Consider the following 19123-nt stretch of genomic DNA (forward strand, 5'->3'; position numbering starts at 1 on the left):
TCCGGGTGCGCAGTCACCGCTGCGCCAGGTCCGCGCAGTCCTTCTCGTGGGGCAGCAACGGGCGCAGGGCCACGGACCAGCGCCGGCCGTCCTCGGAGAGCCAGGGGGTGGCGGTGCTGGCCGAGCGCGCCGCCGCCAGGACCTCCTGGGCCTGCTCCCCGTCGGCGAGCACGCAGCTCAGTCCCAGTCGCGGCTCGAACGGTGCTCCGGGCAGCGGCGGACCGGGCCACGGCACGGGCTCGGTGTCCAGGCCGGTCTGCGGGTCCGTCCATTCCGTGACGATGCCGGCGACCACCGCAGGGAGGTACTGCTCCTGCTCTCCGACGGCCTCGGCGGGCAGCACCGACGCCGGGTCGACGAGCGCGCGGAGCAGGTCCTGCAGCTCCGCCCGGGCCGTCTGCTGCTCCGGGGTGAGGCCGCTGCCCGGGCCGCCGGGCGGGGCGCTGCCCGGCTGGTCCCCGCCCGGCGGGCCGGGCGGGCCCTCGGCACCCAGTGCGTAGACCTCCCGCACATGGGTCTCCTCCCGCGTCACCACGGTGAAGCGGGTCGTGGGGAGATCTGCCACCGGCGGGCGGCCCAGGTCCGCGGAGCCGGCGACCCCCGCCCGGAGCGCACGGTCGACCAGGACGGACACGGCCTCCGCGTCGACGTGCTGCACCTGCAGGTTCGGCAGGGCCGGAGGCGGGAAGATCTCGATCTGCGGGCCCTGCGTGATGACCCGCCCGTCGGCGTACACGCTGACGAGCGGCAGCCGGGCGGCCAGCAGCTGCGGGGTGAGGAAGCCGCCGGTGTGCACGACCTGGAGCGCGAGCCCTTCGGCCGGAAGCGTGAACCCCGTGCCCGCCCCCTCGGTCGGCCCCGAGGTCGGTGGTCCGGCTCCGCCGGAGGCCCTGGGCGTGCACGCGGCGACCAGGAGCAGGACAGCCAGCGCCAGGGGAAGGATCGTGGTCCGCATCACCGCCATGCCGGGGGAACGCTGCTCGGGCCCCGGGCATTCCGGGCGGTCACGCACTGCAAGGACGGACCCCCGCGGCCGATCAGCTCGGCCGCGGGGGTCCGCCGTGGGGTGCCCGGGGGTCAGGCCTTCTGCACGGTGATCGACCACTCGGCCGCGCCGCGCTTGGAGAACTGCGTGACCGGGTAGCCGTTCTCGGCCGCCCAGCGCGGGATGGCCTCGGTGCCCTGCGTGCAGTCGAAGTTGATGACGAGCTCGTCGCCGGCGGGCATCTCGGCCATCGCGGCCTTCGCCTCGACGACGGGGAACGGGCAGACGAGACCGTCGGTCTCGAGGATGTGCTGTGCCATGAGGAGTGCCTCCTGGGGGTCGGTGTCGGTGGGGTTCAGACGCCGGCCGGGACGCGGCCCGGGGCGGCGGACTTCTTGCGGGGGGCGATGAAGATCTTGGCGGCGGCCCCGGTGCCGAGGATCATGGCGCCCAGGCCGATCCAGCCCTGCCACGAGAACATCGAGGTCTCGACGAGCCCGTTGCCGATGGTGCAGCCGCCGGCCCACGCCGCGCCGATGCCCATCAGGGCGCCGCCGGCGATGGACCGGACGATGGTCTGCGCGTCGGGGACGCGGAGCTTGAACTCCCCGGATCCCGCGGCCGCGACGAACGACCCGACGAGGATGCCGACCACCAGGAGCACGCCCCAGTCGACCATCTCGAGGTCACCGGTGGTGAGGTAGTTGGCGATGTTGGCGGAGGGGCCCGTGATGCCGAGGCCGAACTCCCGGCCGGTGGCCCAGCTGGCGGGCCAGGCCACGAGCGCGATGAGGCCGATCACCACGGCGGTCGCGAACGGGTTCCAGGCCTTCTCGAACAGCAGGTGGTTGAGGCCTGTCCGCTCCGGCGGGAGGGTGGCGACCTTCATCCGGGGCTTGGTGAGGTGGTGGCGTGCCCAGAGCGCCGCGACCGCGACCAGCAGGGCGACGAGGATCCACGGGGAGACGTGCAGGGTCTCGTGGATCGTGCCGTTCTCGGTCGTGATCCCGCGCAGCGCCTGCGTGGTCCCGGCGAGCGGGCCGTACTTGGAGATCGCCGCGAACAGGGCGTAGAAGAGCAGGGCGAACCAGGAGCCGACGAGGCCCTCGGCCGCCCGGTAGTACGTGCCGGTGGCGCAGCCGCCGGCGAGGACGATGCCGAAGCCGAAGACGAAGCCGCCGAGGACCGTGGCCAGCCACGCGAAGCCGGTGGAGGAGAGGGTGATCACGCCGAGGGCGTCGAGCACCCACACGCCGACCGACTGGACCGCGATGGCCACGAACAGGGCGGACAGCCACCACGTGTTCTTCGCGATCCAGACGTCGCGGAACGCGCCGGTGACGCAGAAACGGCCGCGCTGGAGGACGAACCCGAGGGCGGCGCCGATGAGGAGACCTGAGATAAGCACCCGGAGATCATATTATTTCCGCGGCAAGCACTTCCAGGGTGCCGTCACGCGCCGTAGCATAGTGATGCACCCCTCAGCACATTGTGACGTCCCGTGGCCGGCCGGTCGGCCGAGACGGGCGGGGCGTCCGGACGGAGCGCGCATGAGCAGACCTCGGCCCCGGATCCCGGGTCCCGGCCAGGAGTCCGTGTGGGACTATCCGCGTCCGCCCCGGGTCGAGCCCACCCCGGAGCGGGTGGAGGTGTGGCTGGGCGGGACGTGCATCGCCGCCACCACGGCCGCCCTCCGGGTGCTGGAGACCAGTCATCCGCCGACCTACTACCTGCCCCGCGCCGCCTTCGCCGAGGGCAGCCTCCGCCCCTGCGAGGGGTCCTCGTGGTGCGAGTGGAAGGGCGCGGCGGCCTGGTTCGACGTGCAGGGCGGGCGGCGGGGCGCCCCGCGCGCGGCGTGGACCTATCCCGCCCCGGCGCCCGGCTTCGCGCCCCTGCGGGGGCACGTGGCGGTGCTGCCCGGGGCGATGGACCGGTGCCTGGTCGACGGGGAACGGGTGGTCCCGCAGGAGGGCGGGTTCTACGGGGGCTGGATCACCTCGCGGGTGGTCGGCCCCTTCAAGGGTGGCCCGGGCAGCCGGGGCTGGTGAGGCCGCACCAGGGGGATTCCTGCCCGCCGGAGCGGCGCTAGAGTTGTGCTGCCGGTCACTCCGGAGCCTACTAAAATGAAAGCCGATCATTTAGAGTGGGCGGCACCGTGTTCCCGCCCACAGAGGAGACCCCACCATGAGCGACGTCCTGCAGAACTACGTCGACGGCGCCTTCGTCGACGCCCACGGCACCGGCCGGATCGACGTGGTCGACCCGGCCACCGGGAAGACGGTGGCCGTCTCCCCGGTCTCCGACGCCACGGACGTGGACCAGGCTTTCGCCGCCGCCAAGAAGGCCTTCCGGACCTGGAAGCGCACCACCCCGAGCGAGCGCCAGCTCATGCTGCTCCGGCTCGCGGACGCGCTCGAGGCGCACAGCTCCGAGCTCGTCGACGCCCAGCACCGCAACACCGGCCAGCCCCGCCAGATGATCGCGGACGAGGAGGTCGGCGCCGGCGCCGACAACCTGCGCTTCTTCGCCGGTGCGGCCCGCACCCTCGAGGGCAAGGCCGCGGCGGAGTACATGGGCGAGCACACCTCCTACGTGCGGCGGGAGCCGGTCGGCGTCGTCGCGCAGGTCACCCCCTGGAACTACCCGCTGCTGATGGCCGTCTGGAAGCTCGGCCCCGCGCTGGCCGCGGGCAACACCGTGGTCCTCAAGCCCTCGGACACCACTCCCGAGTCCACCCTCGTGCTGGCCCGGCTCATCGACGGCATCTTCCCCGCAGGCGTGGTGAACGTCCTCCTGGGGGACGGCTCCACGGGGGCGCTCATGACCGCCCACCGCACGCCCTCCATGGTCTCCATCACCGGCTCCGTGCGCGCCGGCCGTGCCGTGGCCCTGGCCGCGGCGCAGAACCTCACCCGCGGCCACCTCGAGCTGGGCGGCAAGGCGCCCGCCGTCGTGTTCGCGGACGCCGACCTGCCCGCCGCCGCCAAGGCCCTCGTCGAGTTCGGCACCTTCAACGCCGGCCAGGACTGCACCGCGGTGACCCGCATCCTGGTCCAGGACAGCGCCCACGACGAGTTCGTGCGGCTGCTGGCCGCGGCCGCCCGGGACATCGTGACCGGGGACCCGGACGAGTCCAAGAACTTCTACGGCCCGCTCAACAACGTCCGGCACTTCGAGGACGTCTGCCGCAAGCTCGCCGACCTGCCCGGGCACGCGACCGTGGTCGCCGGCGGGAAGCCGGTCGAGGGAGCCCCCGGCTACTTCTTCGAGCCCACCGTGGTGACCGGGGTGCACCAGGACGACGCCCTCGTGCAGGAGGAGACGTTCGGCCCGGTGCTCACCGTGCAGCCCTTCAGCACCGAGGAGGAGGCGCTCGAGCTCGCCAACGACGTGGACTACGCGCTGGCCTCGAGCGTGTGGACCACCGACCACGGCACGGCCATGCGGGTGTCCCGCGACCTCGAGTTCGGCTGCGTGTGGGTCAACACCCACGTCATGCTGACCTCCGAGATGCCGCACGGCGGGTTCAAGAACTCCGGCTACGGCAAGGACCTCTCCCTCTACTCGGTGGAGGAGTACACCCAGGTCAAGCACGTCATGCACGCCCTGGACGCCTGATCGGGCCGGGCGGGTCAGCCCCGCCCGGCCGCCAGGCGCAGGCGCAGGCCGTCCAGCATGGCGCGCAGCGCCACGTCGAACGCCTCGTCGGCCGCCGCCGCCGCGTCCGCGGGGCGGGCCCGCACGGCGTCCGTGAACACCGGGGCCAGGTCCGAGCGCTCCCCGGGGTCGAAGATGTCGGCCGGCGCGGTGGCGTCGTAGGCGGCGCCGAAGACCAGGGACTCGACCGAGACGATCACGTCGGCGATGTCGCCGCGCGCCCAGCCGGCGTCCGCGAGCCCCCGGGCCACGGCCTCGTACATCTCCAGGGTGTGCGGGGAGTCCGCCACGGGCAGCACGGCCATGATCGGGATCATCGCCGTGTGCTGGGCGTAGCAGTCCCGGTAGGACCGTGCCCAGCGCTCGAGGGCCCGGTCCCACGGGAGCGAGTCGAAGCCGGAGCGGTCGATGCCCTGGTTGATCCGGTCCTGGACCCGGATCAGCACGTCGCGCTTCGAGGACGTGTGGTTGTACAGCGCCGAGGTGGAGACCTTCAGCTCGCGGGCCAGCTCGGTCATGGTGAGGTGCCGGTAGCCCCGGGTGGCCACGATCTTGATGGCGGCGCTGGTGATCCGCTCCTCGGAGAGCACCGGCTGGCTCGGGCGCCCGCGGCGGCGAGGAGGGGTTCGGGCGGGAGCCATGGGCGGGGTCCTCCTGGAGGTGGTGCTGCGGGGCCCGGCGCCGCCGGCGGCGGCCGCCGGGGGCGGGCGGTCAGGTCGAGTCTAGGTCCGCGGCCGGGCGGCCGCGCCGCGGCCGGCGGATCCTTGACCGTCGCCGGGGGTGCTCCTAGCGTGTGGACGATGACGGACGCCGACCTGCACTTCTACTTCGACCCCACCTGCCCCTTCGCCTGGCTGACCAGCAAGTGGGTCCGCACGGTCGCCGCCCGGAGGGACTACCGGGTCGACTGGCGGTTCATCTCCCTGCGCCTGCTCAACGAGCACGTGGACTACGACGCATGGTTCCCGCCCGAGTACGAGCCGGCCACACGGCCGGCCTGCACCTGCTGCGGGTGGCCGCCCGCACCCGCGCCGAGCACGGTCCCGAGGCCGTGGGCCGGCTGTACGCGGCACTCGGGGCGCACAGCTTCGACGCCGACCCGGTGCCTGGCCCGGAGACCCCCGAGAAGGACCGCCGGGCCACGCCGGCCTTCCTCGCGCCGGTCCTGGAGGCCGCCGGGCTCCCGGCCGGACTCGCCGCCGCCCTCGACGACGAGTCCCTGGACTCGGTGGTGCGCGCGGAGACCGAGGAGGCGTTGGCCCTGACGGGCCGGGACGTGGGCACACCGATCATCCACTTCGGCCCCCCGGAGGGCGTGGCCTTCTTCGGCCCGGTGATCAGCCGGCTGCCGGGGGAGGACGAGGCCCTCGAGCTGTGGGACCACGTGGTGGCGCTCGCCCGCTTCCCCGGCTTCGCCGAGCTCAAGCGCAGCCTCCGGGAGCAGCCGCAGCTGCGGGGGCTCGGCGCCGCCCCGGACCGCCCCGGCACCGAGGAGGACTGGCACGCCGGAAGCCGCCGGACCAAGAAGTAGCCCTCCCGCCGTGTGAATTTCTTGTTGCGGCTCTTGACGGGCTCCTGTGCGCTCCCGCTTAATGAATCAAGTTCATTTTAGCGTGAAGGAGAACACAGTGACCGATCAACGAACCCTCGGGAGCGAGACCGCGATCGAGCGCGACGTCGTCGTCGTCGGAGCCGGTCCCGCCGGGCTGACGGCCGCCCGCGCGCTCGTGGCCGCCGGGCGCACCGTGGCCGTCCTGGAGGCCCGCGACCGCGTGGGCGGGCGCACCTGGTCGCGGACCGTCGAGGGCGCCTTCCTGGAGCTCGGCGGGCAGTGGATCTCCCCGGACCAGACCGAGCTGCTGGCCCTCGTCGACGAGCTCGGCCTGGGCACCTACCAGCGCTACCGCGAGGGCGAGTCCGTCTACCTCGCCCCGGACGGCGCCCGCCACACCTACACCGGGTCGATGTTCCCCGCCGGGAGTCCACGATCGCCGAGATGGAGCGGCTCGTCGGGATCCTCGACGGACTGGTCGAGCAGATCGGCGTGGCGCAGCCGTGGGCGCACCCGCTGGCCCGGGAGCTGGACACGATCTCCTTCCACCACTGGCTGCGGCAGCAGTCGGCGGACGAGGAGGCCTGCACCAACATCGGCATGTTCATCGCCGGGGCGATGCTCACCAAGCCGTCCCACGCCTTCTCCACCCTGCAGGCCGTGCTGATGGCCGCCTCCGCCGGGTCCTTCTCCAACCTCGTGGACGAGGACTTCATCCTGGACCGCCGCGTGGTCGGCGGCATGCAGTCCGTCTCCGAGGCCATGGCCGCCGAGCTCGGGGAGGACGTCGTGTTCCTCGACACCCCGGTGCGCACCATCCGCTGGGCCGGCGAGGGGCAGACCTACGCCGAGCACGTGCCCGGCACGGAGGTCACGGTCTGGTCCGACCGGCTCACCGTGCGGGCGAAGGACGTGGTCGTGGCCGTCCCGCCGAACCTCTACTCCCGGATCTCCTTCGAGCCGCCCCTGCCGCGGCTGCAGCACCAGATGCACCAGCACCAGTCCCTGGGCCTGGTGATCAAGGTGCACGCGGTGTACGAGACGCCGTTCTGGCGGGCCAAGGGCCTCTCCGGGACCGGCTTCGGCGCCCACGAGCTCTGCCAGGAGGTCTACGACAACACCAACCACGAGGACCCCCGGGGCACCCTGGTGGGCTTCGTCTCCGACGAGAAGGCCGACGCGGTCCTCGCCCTGCCCGCCGAGGAGCGCCGCCGGCTGATCCTCGAGTCCCTCGCCCGCTACCTCGGTGAGGAGGCGCTGGAGCCGGTGGTCTACTACGAGTCCGACTTCGGCTCCGAGGAGTGGACCCGCGGGGCCTACGCCGCCAGCTACGACCTCGGCGGGCTGCACCGCTACGGCGCCCACCAGGCCACCCCGGTCGGCCCGATCCGCTGGGCCTGCTCCGACCTCGCCGCCGAGGGCTACCAGCACGTCGACGGCGCCCTGCGCCAGGGCCGGGCCGCGGCGGACGGGATCCTCCGCGCCGGTTCGCTGACGGGCGCGGGGCGATGAGCACCGCCGGGGTGCCGCGCTACGTCGTCGGCTGCAGCGGCGACCGCCGCAGCCGCGACGCCGTGCGGCTGGGCGGCGCGCTCGCCCGCGACGTGGGCGCCGAGCTGGAGATCGTCCTCGTGCTGCGCACGGACGACCCGTACCAGCAGGTCTACCCGCCGGTGGGGGACATCTCGGAGGTGCTCCGCCGGCAGGCCCACCAGTGGCTGCGCGAGGCCGCCGCGCTGGTGCCCGAGGGGGTCACGGCCCGCACCCACGTGCGGGAGGCCCGGTCCGTGCCCGCCGGTCTGGTCGAGGCCGCCACCGAGCTCGGGGCCGCGATGATCGTGGTCGGCGCCGGCACGGGCGGCGGGCGCCCGACCCTGGGTTCCGTGGTGAACTCGCTGCTGCACAGCTCACCGGTCCCGGTGGCCCTCGCTCCGCGCCGGTATGCCGGGGACCAGCCGCTCACCCGGCTCTACGCCGCGGTGGGCACCCGCCCCGGAGCGCACCAGGTCATCCGGGAGGCGGTCGAGGCCGTCGAGCGCTCCGGCCTGGAGCTGGAGCTGATCTCCTTCCTCGAGGGGCAGGCCGCGGACCCGGACGCCACCGAGCAGGCCCGCCGCCGCGTCGAGGAGCACCTGGAGGCCGCGGCGGCCGAGGCCCGCCGGACGCGGCCCGTGACCGTGCGGGTCGCCTCCGGGCGGACCCTCAAGAAAGCCGCCCAGGACGTCGACTGGGCCCCGGGCGGGATCCTGCTCATCGGCTCGTCCCGCCTGGCCCAGGGACGGCAGACCTTCCTGGGCACCACCGCAGCCCGGCTGCTCAAGCACATCCCGGTGCCGATGGTCGTCGTGCCCCGGCCCCTCCCGGAGGATGCTCCGGACCAGACCGAGAAGGAGGCCGCGTCATGAGCACCGGCACCGCACCGCTCGCCCACGAGCAGAGGACCGGCCACGAGAAGGGGCTCAGCAAGGGCTCGGTGGGCCTCCTCGGCTCCGTGGTCATCGGCGTGTCCACCATCGCGCCCGCCTACACCCTCTCCGGCGCCCTCGGGCCCACCGCCGCCGCGGTGGGGACCCACCTCCCGGCGATCCTGCTGGTCGGCTTCGTGCCCATGCTCCTCGTGGCCGTCGGCTACCGGCAGCTCAACCGGGCCATGCCCGACTCGGGCACCACCTTCACCTGGGTGTCGAAGGCCTTCGGCCCCTGGGTGGGGTGGATGGGCAGCTGGGGACTCCTCGCCGCGACCATCCTGGTGCTGTCCAACCTGGCCGGCATCGCGGTGGACTTCTTCTACCTGGCGATCGCCCAGATCACCGGCAACGACGCCATCGCGGAGCTCACCCGCAACGTGCCCGTCAACGTGGCCACCTGCCTGGCGTTCGTGGCGGCCGCGGCCTGGATCTCCTACCGCGGCATGGAGGCCACCAAGGTGGTGCAGTACGTCCTGGTCGTCTTCCAGCTGCTCGTCCTGCTGTGGTTCGCCGCCGCGGCCTTCGGCCACGTCGCCGGCGGCACGGCCTTCGACGGCCTCGCCGTGCGCGCCGAGTGGTTCAACCCGTTCGGCGTGGAGACCTTCTCCGCGTTCGCCGCGGGCGTGTCCCTGTCCGTGTTCATCTACTGGGGCTGGGACGTGGTGCTCACCCTCAACGAGGAGAGCAAGGACTCCGCCACCGGGCCCGGCCGCTCGGCCATCGCCACCATCCTCGTCATCGTCGCCCTCTACATGGCCGTCTCGCTCGCCGTGCTGTCCTACTCGGGGGTGGGTGCCGCAGAGCTCGGCCTGGGCAACGAGGACATCCAGGAGAACGTCTTCGCGGCGCTCGCCGGTCCGGTCATGGGCCCGTTCGCGATCCTGATGTCCCTCGCGGTTCTCTCCTCCTCCGCGGCGTCGCTGCAGTCCACGATGATCTCCCCGGCGCGCACCATGCTCGCCATGGGCCACTACGGGGCGCTGCCGGCAAAGTACGCCCGGATCACCTCCCGCTTCCAGTCCCCGGGCTACGCCACGATCGCGGCGGCCGTCATCGCCTCGGTGTTCTACGCCGTGATGCGCGTGGTCTCCGAGAACGTCCTGTGGGACACCATCACCACCCTGGGGATGATGGTCTGCTTCTACTACGGCGTCACCGCACTGGCCTGCGTGTGGTACTTCCGCCGCGACGCCTTCCGCACCGCGAAGGCGTTCCTGACGAAGTTCCTGGCTCCGCTGCTCGGCGGGATCCTGCTGCTGGTCTTCTTCGTGCAGACGTCCTACGACTCCATGGACCCGGAGTACGGCTCGGGGTCGTCGATCGGCGGGGTCGGCCTGGTGTTCGTCCTCGGGGTGGGCATGCTCCTGCTCGGCATCGTCGTCATGCTCGTCCAGTACCGGCGCAACCCGTCCTTCTTCCGGGAGCGCTTCGAGACCACCGAGCTGCCGGTCCTCGACTGAGCCGACCGGTCGGCGGTGCCGGAGGGGCCGAGGACCCCGGGGGGTGGCCCCGGGGCCTCGGCCCCGGCGTGGGCGCGGCTGACCGGCCGGGCGGATCCTCGGTAGATTCGACAGGACCCGCACCGTCCGAGGAGTTCCCCATGGCCCGTCCCCGTTCGCCGCTCCTGTCGGTCGACGCCATCGTCACCGCCGCCCTCGCGCTCGTCGACGAGACAGGGGACTTCAGCTTCCCGAAGGTCGCCCGCCGCCTGGGCGTCAGCCAGTCGGCGCTGTACAACCACATCGCCAACCGGGAGCACATCGTGGAGCTGATGCGCGGCCGGGTGTTCGCGACCCCTGCTCCGGTGGACTGCGAGAACCTGCCGTGGGAGGAGGCGCTGCGGGCGCTCGTGCGGACCTACCGGGACTGCATGGTCGCCCATCCGCGCCTGGTGCCCCTGCTCATCACCCAGACCGTCCAGGACCTCGGGGTGATCGGGATCTACGAGGACATGGCGGTCGTCCTGGAGCGGGCCGGGCTCGCACGGCAGGCGGTCGTCCCGGCCATCTCCGCGATCGACTACCTGGCCCTGGGCTCCGCGCTCGACCTGACGGGGCCCGAGGTCGTCTGGGCGCCGCCGGAAGGTCGGTTCCCCGCTCTGAGCCGGGCCATCGCCGGGCTCGGCTCCGTGGAGGAGCGGGCGGAGGCGGCCTTCGCCTTCGGCCTGGACGTGCTCGTCGCAGGTGTGCGCGAGCAGGTGCTCCGCACCATTCACTGAAAACCTTTCACCAAGGTCTTGTGGCCGCAGGACACGGGCTTCATAATAATGAAAGCCTTTCATTAAAGGTGATGGCACTCACATCCCGGCCATGAGGGGGAAGACCATGTCCCAGAACGTAGCGGCACCGGAGAACGCCGGCCGTGTGCCCCTGACGACGACACGCGCCGTGTCGGTCTTCGGGATCAGCGTGGTGGGGTTCATGACCGCCAATCTGGTTCCGGTCATGATCGTGGCCCTCACGGGGGAACCCGGTTTCTCCGTCACCGGAGCGGGGGCGTTGATGACGGCGTCCCTTCTGGTGTGCGCCGTAACCTGCCTGCTGACCTCCCGCTGGTCGGCCCGGTCCGGGCGGTACATCGTGGCCCGTGCTGGGCTGGGCCTGACTGCCATGGGCTTCGGTGTGGCTGCATTCGTTCCCTCCGTGCCCATGGTTGTTGCCGGCGTCGTGCTCGGCGGGGTGGGCGCCGGTGGGGCGGTCTCCGCCGGTGGGGCGGCACTCGGCGCCCTGCGCAATCCTGACCGTGCCTCGGGCATCAACGGCTTCACCAACCGCGCGATCGTCTCAGTTGTGTTGTTTGTGATCCCAGTGTTGGGTGCCGGTATGGGCAGCGCTTTCGGACTGCTCGCGGGCCTCGCCCTAGCGGCCCTGTTCACCACCGGGTGGCTGCCTGACCGTCCGGCCCCGGAAGTGGGCGCCACGGGGGAGTCCTCCGCTGTGTCTGCCACCCCGACCTCACGGACGACGACGGTCGCTGGGTTTGGATTGCTGGTTTGCTTCGCCTTGTGGGCGCTGAGCGAGGACTCATTGTGGGCGGTGGCGGCCACGATGGGCGCCGAACAGGCCCGACTGGACGAGACCGGAATGGGGCTGGTGCTGAGCCTGTCCACCCTCGGGGGGCTGATCGCCTCGGCCCTGGTGGGACTTGCGGGCCCGCGCTTGGGCCGTACGGCACCGCTGGTGGTGGCCCTGGTGGCGGGCGGGGCGTTGAAGCTGCTCGCCGGGAGCGTGACCGACCCGGGGTGGTACATGGTCGTGGTCATCGCTTGGAACACCCTCTACATGCTGTCCTTCATCTACATCATCGCCGTGGCAGCGGCCCTGGACGCCTCGGGGAAGTGGTCGGCTCCGGTGCTGGGGGTCTACCTCATCGGGTCTTCCTTCGCCCCCGTGTTCGGCACCTCTATCTCGGCGGCGGCCGGTTACACCACCCTGGGTGCGGTGCTGGCCGGGATGACGTTCGTACTCCTGATTCCCATTGCCCTCATCTCCCGCCATTCCGTCCGCACCGAAGCTACTGCAGCCCGTCGGGCTGCAGAGACCGAGTTCCCACAGGCGGCAATCGTCTGATGTCCCCCTCCCCACGAGCAGAGAGCAGTTCCGTGCCCGCACGCACCCTCTACACCCACGCGACCGTCTTCACCGCCGACGGCGCCGACGCCGAGGCCTTCGTCGTGGAGGGCGAGCGCTTCCTGTACGTCGGCACCGAGAACTCCGCCCGGCGGGCGGCCGGTCCCGGCGCCACCGAGGTCGATCTCGCCGGGGGCTTCGTCCTCCCGGGCGTCATCGACGCCCACACCCACCTGCTGATGACCGGACAGTCCCTGCAGAAGGTGGCGCTGCGCGACGCCGCGGACCTCACCGAGATCCAGCGGCGGCTGCGCCGGGCGGTCGACGACCATCCGGACGCGCCCCGGGTCCTGGGCTCCGGCTGGCTCTACAGCGCTCTCGGCGGGACGGCGCCCACCCGGCAGCTGCTCGACGACGCCGTTCCGGACCGCCCCGTGTACCTCGACGCCAACGACCTGCACTCGGTGTGGGTCAACAGCGCCGCCCTGGCCGAACTGGGCATCGACGACACCACGCCGGACCCGATCGGGGGCCGGATCAGCCGGGACCCGGTCACCGGGGCGGCCGACGGGATGCTGCACGAGACTGCGGCCCAGCAGATCGTCTGGCCGGCCCTGGCGCGGGCGGCCAGCGATGCCGACCGGGACGCCCAGTTGGAGTCCGCGTTCGAGCACTACCTGGCCGTCGGCGTGACGGGCGCGGTGGACATGGCCGTCCAGGACGACGACCTCGCCGCATTCCGGCGCGCCGCCGAGCGCCACGGCGGAACGCTACCGCTGCGGGTGAAGGGCCACTGGCTCGTCCACCGCCGCGGCACCGAGGCGGAGAACCTCGCCCAGGTCGCCCGGGCGGTGCAACTGGCCGGGGAGCTCTCCGGGGACTGGCTGCGGATCTGCGGGATCAAGGTCGTCGTCGACGGCGTGATCGACAGCTGCACCGCGGCCATGAAGGAGCCCTACGCCGACGGCAGCACCTGCGGGCCCATCTGGGACCGGGAATCGCTGACACCGGTGGTGGTCGCCGCCGACGCCGCCGGGCTGCAGGTCGCCCTGCACGCCATCGGCGACGAGGCCTCGGACATCGCTCTGGACGCCCTCGAGCAGGCCCACCGGATCAACGGCCCCCGGGAGGACCGCCGGCACCGGATCGAGCACCTGGAGACGGTCACCCAGGCCAACGTGCGGCGGCTCGCCGCCCTGGACGTGGTGGCCTCCGTGCAGCCCGTCCACGCCGACCCGGCCATCCAGGACAACTGGCGGGCCGTGCTGGACGACCACCGCGCCGAGCGCGCCTACCCGTGGACGGAGTTCCTCGCCGCCGGTGCCACCCTGGCGATCAGCACGGATGCGCCGACCGCGCCCCACCAGCCATTGCCCAATCTGTACGTGGCCACGACCCGCCGATCCGCGCTGGATCCCTCGCTGCCCGCCAACCTGCCCCGCTACGCCCTGGACCTGGCCGACGCCCTGTGCCACGCCACCCGCGACGCCGCCTTCTCCTGCCGCGCCGAGGACCAGGAGGGGCGGATCGTCGCGGGCCACCTCGCCGACTTCGCCGTTCTCGACGCGGACCCCTTCGCCGCCGAGGCCGCGCAGCTGCTGAGCAACCGCACGCGGCTGACCGTCGTGGCCGGCCGCGTCGCCTTCGCGTCCACCGCCGAGCCCGCCGCGCCGTGAGCGGCGCGCCCCCGCCCCCTGTCCGCCCGACGACCCGAGGAACGACGACCATGAACCCTGCCACCCGCCCCGCCGACCCTGCTGCCACGGCCGCTGCGGCGACCACCGTGATGCCTGCCGAGTGGGGTCCCCACGACCGCACCTGGATGGCCTTCCCGCCCCCCAACGACACCTTCGGCCCCGCCGGCAGCGAGACCCTCGACCGTGCCCGGCGGGCCTGGGCGGCCGTGGCCCGCACGATCGCCCGTCACGAGCCCGTCACCGTGGTGGCCGCGCCCGCCGACGCGGACGCCGCCCGCGCCGCGCTGGGGGAGGGCGTCGACGTGGTGACGGCTCCGCTCGACGACGCGTGGCTGCGCGACTCCGGGCCCACCTTCGCCCACGACCCGGCCGGGGACGTGGTCGCCGTGGACTGGGTGTTCAACGGCTGGGGCGCCCAGGAGTGGGCCGCCTGGGGCCACGACCAGCACCTGGGCCGTTTCGTGGCCGAGCGCGCCGGGGCCGCGGTGCGGGCCAGCACCCTGGTCAACGAGGGCGGCGGGTTCCACGTCGACGGCGAGGGGACCGTGCTGCTCACCGAGACCGTGCAGCTGGACCCCGGCCGCAACCCCGGCGCCACGAAGGAGCAGGTGGAGGCGGAGGTCCACGCCCGGCTGGGCACGTCCCGGGCGATCTGGCTGCCGCGCGGGCTCACCCGCGACTACGACGAGTTCGGCACCCGCGGCCACGTGGACATCGTCGCCGCCTTCGCCGGGCCGGGGACCGTCCTGGTGCACCGGCAGGACGACCCCGCCCACCCCGACTTCGAGGTGTCCCGGCAGATCCGTGCGGTGCTCGAGGCCGCCACCGACGCCCGCGGGCGCCGGCTGCGCGTCGTCGACGTCCCCGCCCCCACCGTGCTCGACGCCGGCGACGGATTCGTGGACTTCTCCTACATCAACCACTACGTCGCCAACGGCGTGGTCGTGCTGTGCGCCTTCGACGACCCGCACGACGCCCTCGCCGCGGAGATCCTCGCCGAGGCCTATCCGGGCCGGGCGGTGGAGCTGGTCGACGCCCGCGACATCTTCGCGTTCGGCGGCGGCATCCACTGCATCACCCAGCAGCAGCCGGCGCCCCGCGGCGCCGCCACGGACGGGGAGGGCACCCGATGAGCACCTCCGGCGGCCCGGACGACCGGCCCGGCACCCCGGCCGACGACCGGCCCGGCACCCCGGCCGACGGCAGGCCCGGCGGCAGGACCGGCCGCGGGGTCGACGTCGTGGAGGCGGGCATCGCGCAGCTGCGCGCGGCGCTGGAGGCCGGGCGCACCACCAGCGAGGAGCTGGTCACCGCCTACCTGGCCCGCATCGCGGCCTACGACCGCGGCGGCCCGGAGCTCAACGCCGTCGTCGTGGACAACCCCGCGGCGCTGGAGGAGGCCCGCGCCTCCGACGCGCGCCGCGCCCGCGGGGAGGTGCTCGGCCCCCTGGACGGGATCCCGTACACCGCCAAGGACAGCTACCAGGTCCGCGGCCTCACCGTGGCGGCCGGCTCGCCCGCGTTCGAGCACCTCGTGGCCCAGCGCGACGCCTTCACGATCGAGCGGCTGCGGGCCGGCGGTGCGGTGCTGCTCGGGCTGACCAACATGCCCCCGATGGCCAACGGCGGCATGCAGCGCGGCGTCTACGGCCGGGCCGAGAGCCCCTACAACGGGGCCTACCTCACCGCGGCCTTCGGGTCCGGCTCCTCCAACGGCTCCGGGACGGCCACGGCCGCGAGCTTCGCCGCGTTCGGGCTCGGCGAGGAGACCTGGTCCTCGGGCCGCGCCCCGGCGTCCAACAACGCCCTGTGCGCCTACACCCCTTCGCGCGGGGTGATCTCGGTGCGCGGCAACTGGCCGCTGGTGCCCACCATGGACGTCGTCGTCCCCCACACCCGCACCGTGGCCGACCTGCTCGAGGTCCTCGACGTGGTGGTCGCCGACGACCCCGAGACCCGCGGGGACTTCTGGCGCGTGCAGCCCTGGATCGAGGTCCCGGCTGCCTCGGCGGTGCGGCCGGCCTCCTACCCGGCCCTGGCGGTGCCCGACGCCGCCGCGGCCGCCGGCGTCCTGGCGGGACGTCGGCTGGGCGTGCCGCGGATGTACGTCAACGCCGACCCCGGGGCCGGCACCGCCGAGTCCCCGGGCATCGGCGGCCCGACCGGCCGGCGCATCGAGACCCGCCCCTCCGTGATCGCGCTGTGGGAGGCGGCCCGGCACGACCTCGAGGCCGCCGGCGCCACGGTGGTCGAGGTCGACTTCCCGGTGGTGAGCAACTACGAGGGCGACCGGCCCGGAGCGCCCACCCTCGCCACCCGCGGACTGGTGAGCGCGGAGTACCTGCACCGGGAGATCGTGGACCTCTCGGCCTGGGCGTGGCACGACTTCCTCGAGGCCAACGGGGACCCCGCCCTGCACCGGCTGGCCGACGTGGACGGTTCCCGGATCTTCCCGCACCCGGCCGGCGCCCTGCCCGACCGCTACGACGGGTTCGACGACGACATCGCCGACTACCCGGACTTCGTGCGCGAGCACGGTGTGCCCGTGCTGACGCGGATCCCGCACCTGGCGGAGGGGGTGCGCGGGCTCGAGGAGACCCGCCGCGTCGACCTGGAGCAGTGGATGGACGAGCTGGGCCTGGACGCCGTGGTCTTCCCCGCCGTCGCGGACGTCGGGCCCGCCGACGCCGATGTCGACCCGGTCTCCGCGGACCTGGCCTGGCGCAACGGCGTGTGGGTGGCCAACGGCAACCTCGTGCCCCGGCACCTGGGGATCCCGACCGTCACGGTGCCGATGGGCACGATGGCCGACACCGGCATGCCCGTGGGCCTCACCCTGGCGGGCCGCGCGTGGGACGACACCGCCCTGCTGCGCCTCGCCGCGGCGTTCGAGGCCACCGGCGCCCGCCGCACCGTCCCCCCGCGCACCCCACCCCTGCCCGCCTGACCCGCCCGGCCCTCCCGGTTCTCCTGCCCGCGAGACGGCACGTGGCGGCGACCCAGCACGCTTCGGTCGCCGCCACGTGCCATCTCGCGGGCAAGGGGGAAAGGGGAAGGGGAGGGGGCGGTCACCAGACGGTGACGCGGGCCTCCGGGGGGAGCCACAGGGCGTCGCCGGGGCGGGTGCGGAAGGTCTCGTGGAAGGCGTCCATGTTGCGGACCACGCCGTTGCAGCGGAACTCGTCCGGGGCGTGCGGGTCGCCCGCCAGGCGGTTGATCAGCTCCTGCTCCCGGGCGGTGGAGCGCCACAGCCCGGCGTAGGCGTAGAAGAACCGCTCGGCGCCCGTGAGCCCGTCCAGCACCGGCGCCGTGGCCAGGTCCAGGCCCTGCTCCGCGAGCGCCATCCGGTAGGCCACCAGGGCGATCTCCAGGCCGCCGAGGTCCCCGATGTTCTCGCCCACGGTGAAGGCGCCGTCGACGTGGTGCTCGGCGGAGAGGCCGCGCGGGGTGAAGCCGTCGTACTGGGCCACGAGCGCCGCGGTGCGCCGGGCGAACTCGGCGCGGTCCTCGTCGGTCCACCAGTCCACGAGGTGCCCGTGGGCGTCGTACCGGGCGCCCTGGTCGTCGAAGCCGTGGCCGATCTCGTGGCCGATCACGGACCCGATCGCGCCGTAGCACACGGCGTCGTCGGCGTCGGCGTCGAAGTAGGGCGGCTGCAGGATCCCGGCGGGGAAGACCACCTCGTTGAGCACGGGGTGGAAGTAGGCGTTGACCCAGTGCGGGTGGAGCAGCCACTCGCCGCGGTCCACGGGCGTGCCGATCTTCCGCACGGCGCGGTCGTGCTCCAGGGCCAGGCCGGCGCGGACGTTGCCGAGCAGGTCCGTGGGGTCCAGGTCCAGGCCCGAGTAGTCCCGCCAGGTGCTGGGACAGCCGACCTTGACGGTGAACGTGGACAGCTTCTCCAGGGCCCGGGCCCGGGTGGCCTCCGACATCCACTCGAGCCGGCCGATCCGCTCCCGGTAGGCGGCCAGCAGGTGCTCCACGAGCTGCTCCACCCGGGCCCGGTGCGCGGGCGGGAACCAGCGGTCCACGTAGGCCCGGGCCACGTCGTCGCCCAGGACCCGGGTGACCAGGAACTCGGCGCGCTTCCACCGCTCCCGGGGGCGGGTGATCCCGGACAGGGCGGTGCTGTAGAAGCGGAAGTTCTCCGCCACGAAGGGTTGGGGCAGGAACGGGGCGCGCCGGGACACGATCCGCCACGACTGCCAGATCCGGATCTGCTGCTCCGACCACTCCGCCCAGAGCTCGCCGAGCCGGGACGTGAAGGAGGGCTGGCGCACGATGATCCGGTCGAAGGCGCTCGCGCCCCGCTGCGGGGCGATGCCCGCCAGCCACGCCGCCCAGGGGAAGCCGGGGGCCATGGCCACCAGGCCGGGCACGTCCACGGGGTTGTGCATCTGCGCCACGTCCCGCGCGGCGACGGTGTCCCAGTGCGCGGCGGCCAGCTGCGTCTCCATGGCCAGCACCGTGCCGGCGGCCTCCTCGCCGGTCACGCCCCACCGCGCCGGCAGGCCCGCGAGCTCGAGCATCGCCGCGACGTGGCCGGTGAACGCCGCGCGCAGCGGCCCGTGCACGGCGTCGGTGTAGTGGGACCGCGTGGGCAGGGACAGCCCGTCCTGGCACAGGAAGAAGGAGTAGCGGGAGGAGTCCCCGGAGTCGTTCTCCACGAAGAAGGACAGCAGGCCGTCCACCCCGGTGCGCTGCAGGGCCGCCGAGGCCCCGGCGAGCTGATCCTTGCCGCGCGCGGCGCCGAGCAGCTCGAGGTCGGGGTCCAGGGCGTCCCGGCCGCGGCGCTCGACGGCGCCCTCGTCGAGGAAGGAGCGGTGCAGGACCGCCATCGGGGACCCGGCCGGGGCCGCCCGGACGATCTCGTGCACCCTCCGGGCGTTGAGCTCGGTCAGGAGTGCGGACGCGCCGTCGGAGGCGCGGTCCGCGGGCAGCTCGTGGGCGTCGATCCAGCCGCCGTTGACGTGCCGGTGCAGGTCGTCCTGCGGGCGGACGCCGGGGTGGAGGTGCTGCAGGTCCAGGCCGGAGGCGGTCGTCACGGGCGCATCCCCTGTCGTGGTCGTGGGGCGTGTCGGAACGCACGGGGCCGACGACGCCGCCCGCCCGGTCCCAGCCTACGGACGGGAGCGCCGTGGCCCGCGGTCGGCGGGCCACGGCGTCCGTGGTGGTGGTCACACCCGGGTGGGCGC

General features: G+C 73.4%; 16 protein-coding genes and 1 pseudogene. 11 read left to right on the forward strand and 6 right to left on the reverse strand.

Annotated features, from left to right (window positions below; translation table 11 throughout):
• Positions 1–13: 13 nt before the first annotated feature.
• The 3 genes from BJF77_RS17355 to BJF77_RS17365 form a co-directional block, all read right to left on the reverse strand.
• Positions 14–955, reverse strand: a complete 942-nt coding sequence (locus BJF77_RS17355) for a hypothetical protein (protein ID WP_139318633.1) — start codon at positions 953–955, stop codon at positions 14–16.
• Positions 956–1077: 122 nt separating this feature from the next.
• Positions 1078–1305, reverse strand: coding sequence for a sulfurtransferase TusA family protein (locus tag BJF77_RS17360; protein WP_017833997.1), 228 nt, complete (start codon positions 1303–1305; stop codon positions 1078–1080).
• Between the two features lie 35 nt (positions 1306–1340).
• Positions 1341–2393 carry a YeeE/YedE family protein gene (locus BJF77_RS17365; RefSeq protein ID WP_075872954.1) on the reverse strand — a complete coding sequence of 351 codons (1053 nt, stop codon included), beginning with the start codon at positions 2391–2393 and terminating at the stop codon, positions 1341–1343.
• A 142-nt stretch (positions 2394–2535) separates the two neighbouring features.
• On the opposite strand from BJF77_RS17365, the gene BJF77_RS17370 reads away from it, so the two are divergent.
• On the forward strand, positions 2536–3033 hold the full coding sequence (locus BJF77_RS17370) for a DUF427 domain-containing protein (protein WP_075872955.1): 498 nt from the start codon (positions 2536–2538) through the stop codon (positions 3031–3033).
• Positions 3034–3169: 136 nt separating this feature from the next.
• Positions 3170–4603 (forward strand): gamma-aminobutyraldehyde dehydrogenase, encoded by a 1434-nt coding sequence (locus BJF77_RS17375; RefSeq protein WP_047805288.1) that lies wholly within the window; start codon positions 3170–3172, stop codon positions 4601–4603.
• Positions 4604–4617: 14 nt separating this feature from the next.
• On the opposite strand, the gene BJF77_RS17380 is transcribed toward BJF77_RS17375, so the two are convergent.
• Entirely contained in the window at positions 4618–5283 is a 666-nt protein-coding gene (locus tag BJF77_RS17380) for a TetR/AcrR family transcriptional regulator (RefSeq protein ID WP_047805289.1), read from the reverse strand.
• 317 nt (positions 5284–5600) lie between these two features.
• Here BJF77_RS17380 and BJF77_RS17385 point away from each other — a divergent pair, with 317 nt between their 5' ends.
• From BJF77_RS17385 to BJF77_RS17405, 5 genes and pseudogenes are all read left to right on the forward strand, one after another.
• Positions 5601–6173: a hypothetical protein gene (locus tag BJF77_RS17385; RefSeq protein WP_255396347.1), complete on the forward strand. Its 573-nt coding sequence runs from the start codon at positions 5601–5603 to the stop codon at positions 6171–6173.
• Positions 6174–6234: 61 nt separating this feature from the next.
• Positions 6235–7706 (forward strand): annotated as a pseudogene (locus tag BJF77_RS17390) (flavin monoamine oxidase family protein).
• Complete coding sequence (locus BJF77_RS17395; protein ID WP_047805292.1) at positions 7703–8599, forward strand: universal stress protein; 897 nt, start codon at positions 7703–7705, stop codon at positions 8597–8599. Before BJF77_RS17390 ends, BJF77_RS17395 begins: the two are co-directional and overlap by 4 nt.
• Entirely contained in the window at positions 8596–10122 is a 1527-nt protein-coding gene (locus BJF77_RS17400; protein WP_075872956.1) for an APC family permease, read from the forward strand. Before BJF77_RS17395 ends, BJF77_RS17400 begins: the two co-directional genes overlap by 4 nt.
• A 140-nt stretch (positions 10123–10262) precedes the next feature.
• Positions 10263–10880, forward strand: a complete 618-nt coding sequence (locus BJF77_RS17405) for a TetR/AcrR family transcriptional regulator C-terminal domain-containing protein (protein WP_075872957.1) — start codon at positions 10263–10265, stop codon at positions 10878–10880.
• Between the two features lie 78 nt (positions 10881–10958).
• Here the strand turns inward: BJF77_RS17405 and BJF77_RS22210 are convergent, their stop codons facing one another.
• The gene (locus BJF77_RS22210) at positions 10959–11084 is read right to left on the reverse strand and encodes a hypothetical protein (protein WP_255396348.1); all 126 of its coding nucleotides are present in this window, start codon (positions 11082–11084) and stop codon (positions 10959–10961) included.
• Here BJF77_RS22210 and BJF77_RS17410 point away from each other — a divergent pair.
• The 4 genes from BJF77_RS17410 to BJF77_RS17425 are packed head-to-tail and all read left to right on the forward strand — an operon-like array spanning position 11083 to position 16875.
• Positions 11083–12231 carry an MFS transporter gene (locus tag BJF77_RS17410; protein WP_222845025.1) on the forward strand — a complete coding sequence of 383 codons (1149 nt, stop codon included), beginning with the start codon at positions 11083–11085 and terminating at the stop codon, positions 12229–12231. The two genes, BJF77_RS22210 and BJF77_RS17410, sit on opposite strands and share 2 nt — an antisense overlap.
• A 32-nt stretch (positions 12232–12263) precedes the next feature.
• On the forward strand, positions 12264–13907 hold the full coding sequence (locus BJF77_RS17415) for an amidohydrolase (RefSeq protein WP_047805296.1): 1644 nt from the start codon (positions 12264–12266) through the stop codon (positions 13905–13907).
• A gap of 50 nt (positions 13908–13957) precedes the next feature.
• The gene (locus tag BJF77_RS17420; protein WP_075872958.1) at positions 13958–15061 is read left to right on the forward strand and encodes an agmatine/peptidylarginine deiminase; all 1104 of its coding nucleotides are present in this window, start codon (positions 13958–13960) and stop codon (positions 15059–15061) included.
• Positions 15058–16875 (forward strand): amidase, encoded by a 1818-nt coding sequence (locus BJF77_RS17425; RefSeq protein WP_083665238.1) that lies wholly within the window; start codon positions 15058–15060, stop codon positions 16873–16875. Before BJF77_RS17420 ends, BJF77_RS17425 begins: the two co-directional genes overlap by 4 nt.
• Positions 16876–16996: 121 nt before the next feature.
• Here the strand turns inward: BJF77_RS17425 and BJF77_RS17430 are convergent, their stop codons facing one another.
• A complete protein-coding gene (locus BJF77_RS17430) occupies positions 16997–18973 on the reverse strand; it encodes a M13 family metallopeptidase (protein ID WP_075872959.1) in 1977 nt (658 codons plus the stop codon).
• Between the last annotated feature and the right edge of the window lie 150 nt (positions 18974–19123).

Source organism: Kocuria sp. CNJ-770, from assembly GCF_001942375.1.
In the GTDB taxonomy this organism is placed as follows: Bacteria; Actinomycetota; Actinomycetes; order Actinomycetales; family Micrococcaceae; genus Kocuria; species Kocuria oceani.

Coding starts and splice junctions, on each gene's coding strand:
- BJF77_RS17380 (WP_047805289.1), bottom strand. CDS start 5,283: ATGGCTCCCGCCCGAACCCCTCCTCGCCGCCGCGGGCGCCCGAGCCAG.
- BJF77_RS17385 (WP_255396347.1), top strand. CDS start 5,601: ATGGTTCCCGCCCGAGTACGAGCCGGCCACACGGCCGGCCTGCACCTG.
- BJF77_RS17375 (WP_047805288.1), top strand. CDS start 3,170: ATGAGCGACGTCCTGCAGAACTACGTCGACGGCGCCTTCGTCGACGCC.
- BJF77_RS17355 (WP_139318633.1), bottom strand. CDS start 955: ATGCGGACCACGATCCTTCCCCTGGCGCTGGCTGTCCTGCTCCTGGTC.
- BJF77_RS17410 (WP_222845025.1), top strand. CDS start 11,083: ATGACCGCCAATCTGGTTCCGGTCATGATCGTGGCCCTCACGGGGGAA.
- BJF77_RS17395 (WP_047805292.1), top strand. CDS start 7,703: ATGAGCACCGCCGGGGTGCCGCGCTACGTCGTCGGCTGCAGCGGCGAC.
- BJF77_RS17370 (WP_075872955.1), top strand. CDS start 2,536: ATGAGCAGACCTCGGCCCCGGATCCCGGGTCCCGGCCAGGAGTCCGTG.
- BJF77_RS17420 (WP_075872958.1), top strand. CDS start 13,958: ATGAACCCTGCCACCCGCCCCGCCGACCCTGCTGCCACGGCCGCTGCG.
- BJF77_RS22210 (WP_255396348.1), bottom strand. CDS start 11,084: ATGAACCCCACCACGCTGATCCCGAAGACCGACACGGCGCGTGTCGTC.
- BJF77_RS17425 (WP_083665238.1), top strand. CDS start 15,058: ATGAGCACCTCCGGCGGCCCGGACGACCGGCCCGGCACCCCGGCCGAC.
- BJF77_RS17405 (WP_075872957.1), top strand. CDS start 10,263: ATGGCCCGTCCCCGTTCGCCGCTCCTGTCGGTCGACGCCATCGTCACC.
- BJF77_RS17360 (WP_017833997.1), bottom strand. CDS start 1,305: ATGGCACAGCACATCCTCGAGACCGACGGTCTCGTCTGCCCGTTCCCC.
- BJF77_RS17400 (WP_075872956.1), top strand. CDS start 8,596: ATGAGCACCGGCACCGCACCGCTCGCCCACGAGCAGAGGACCGGCCAC.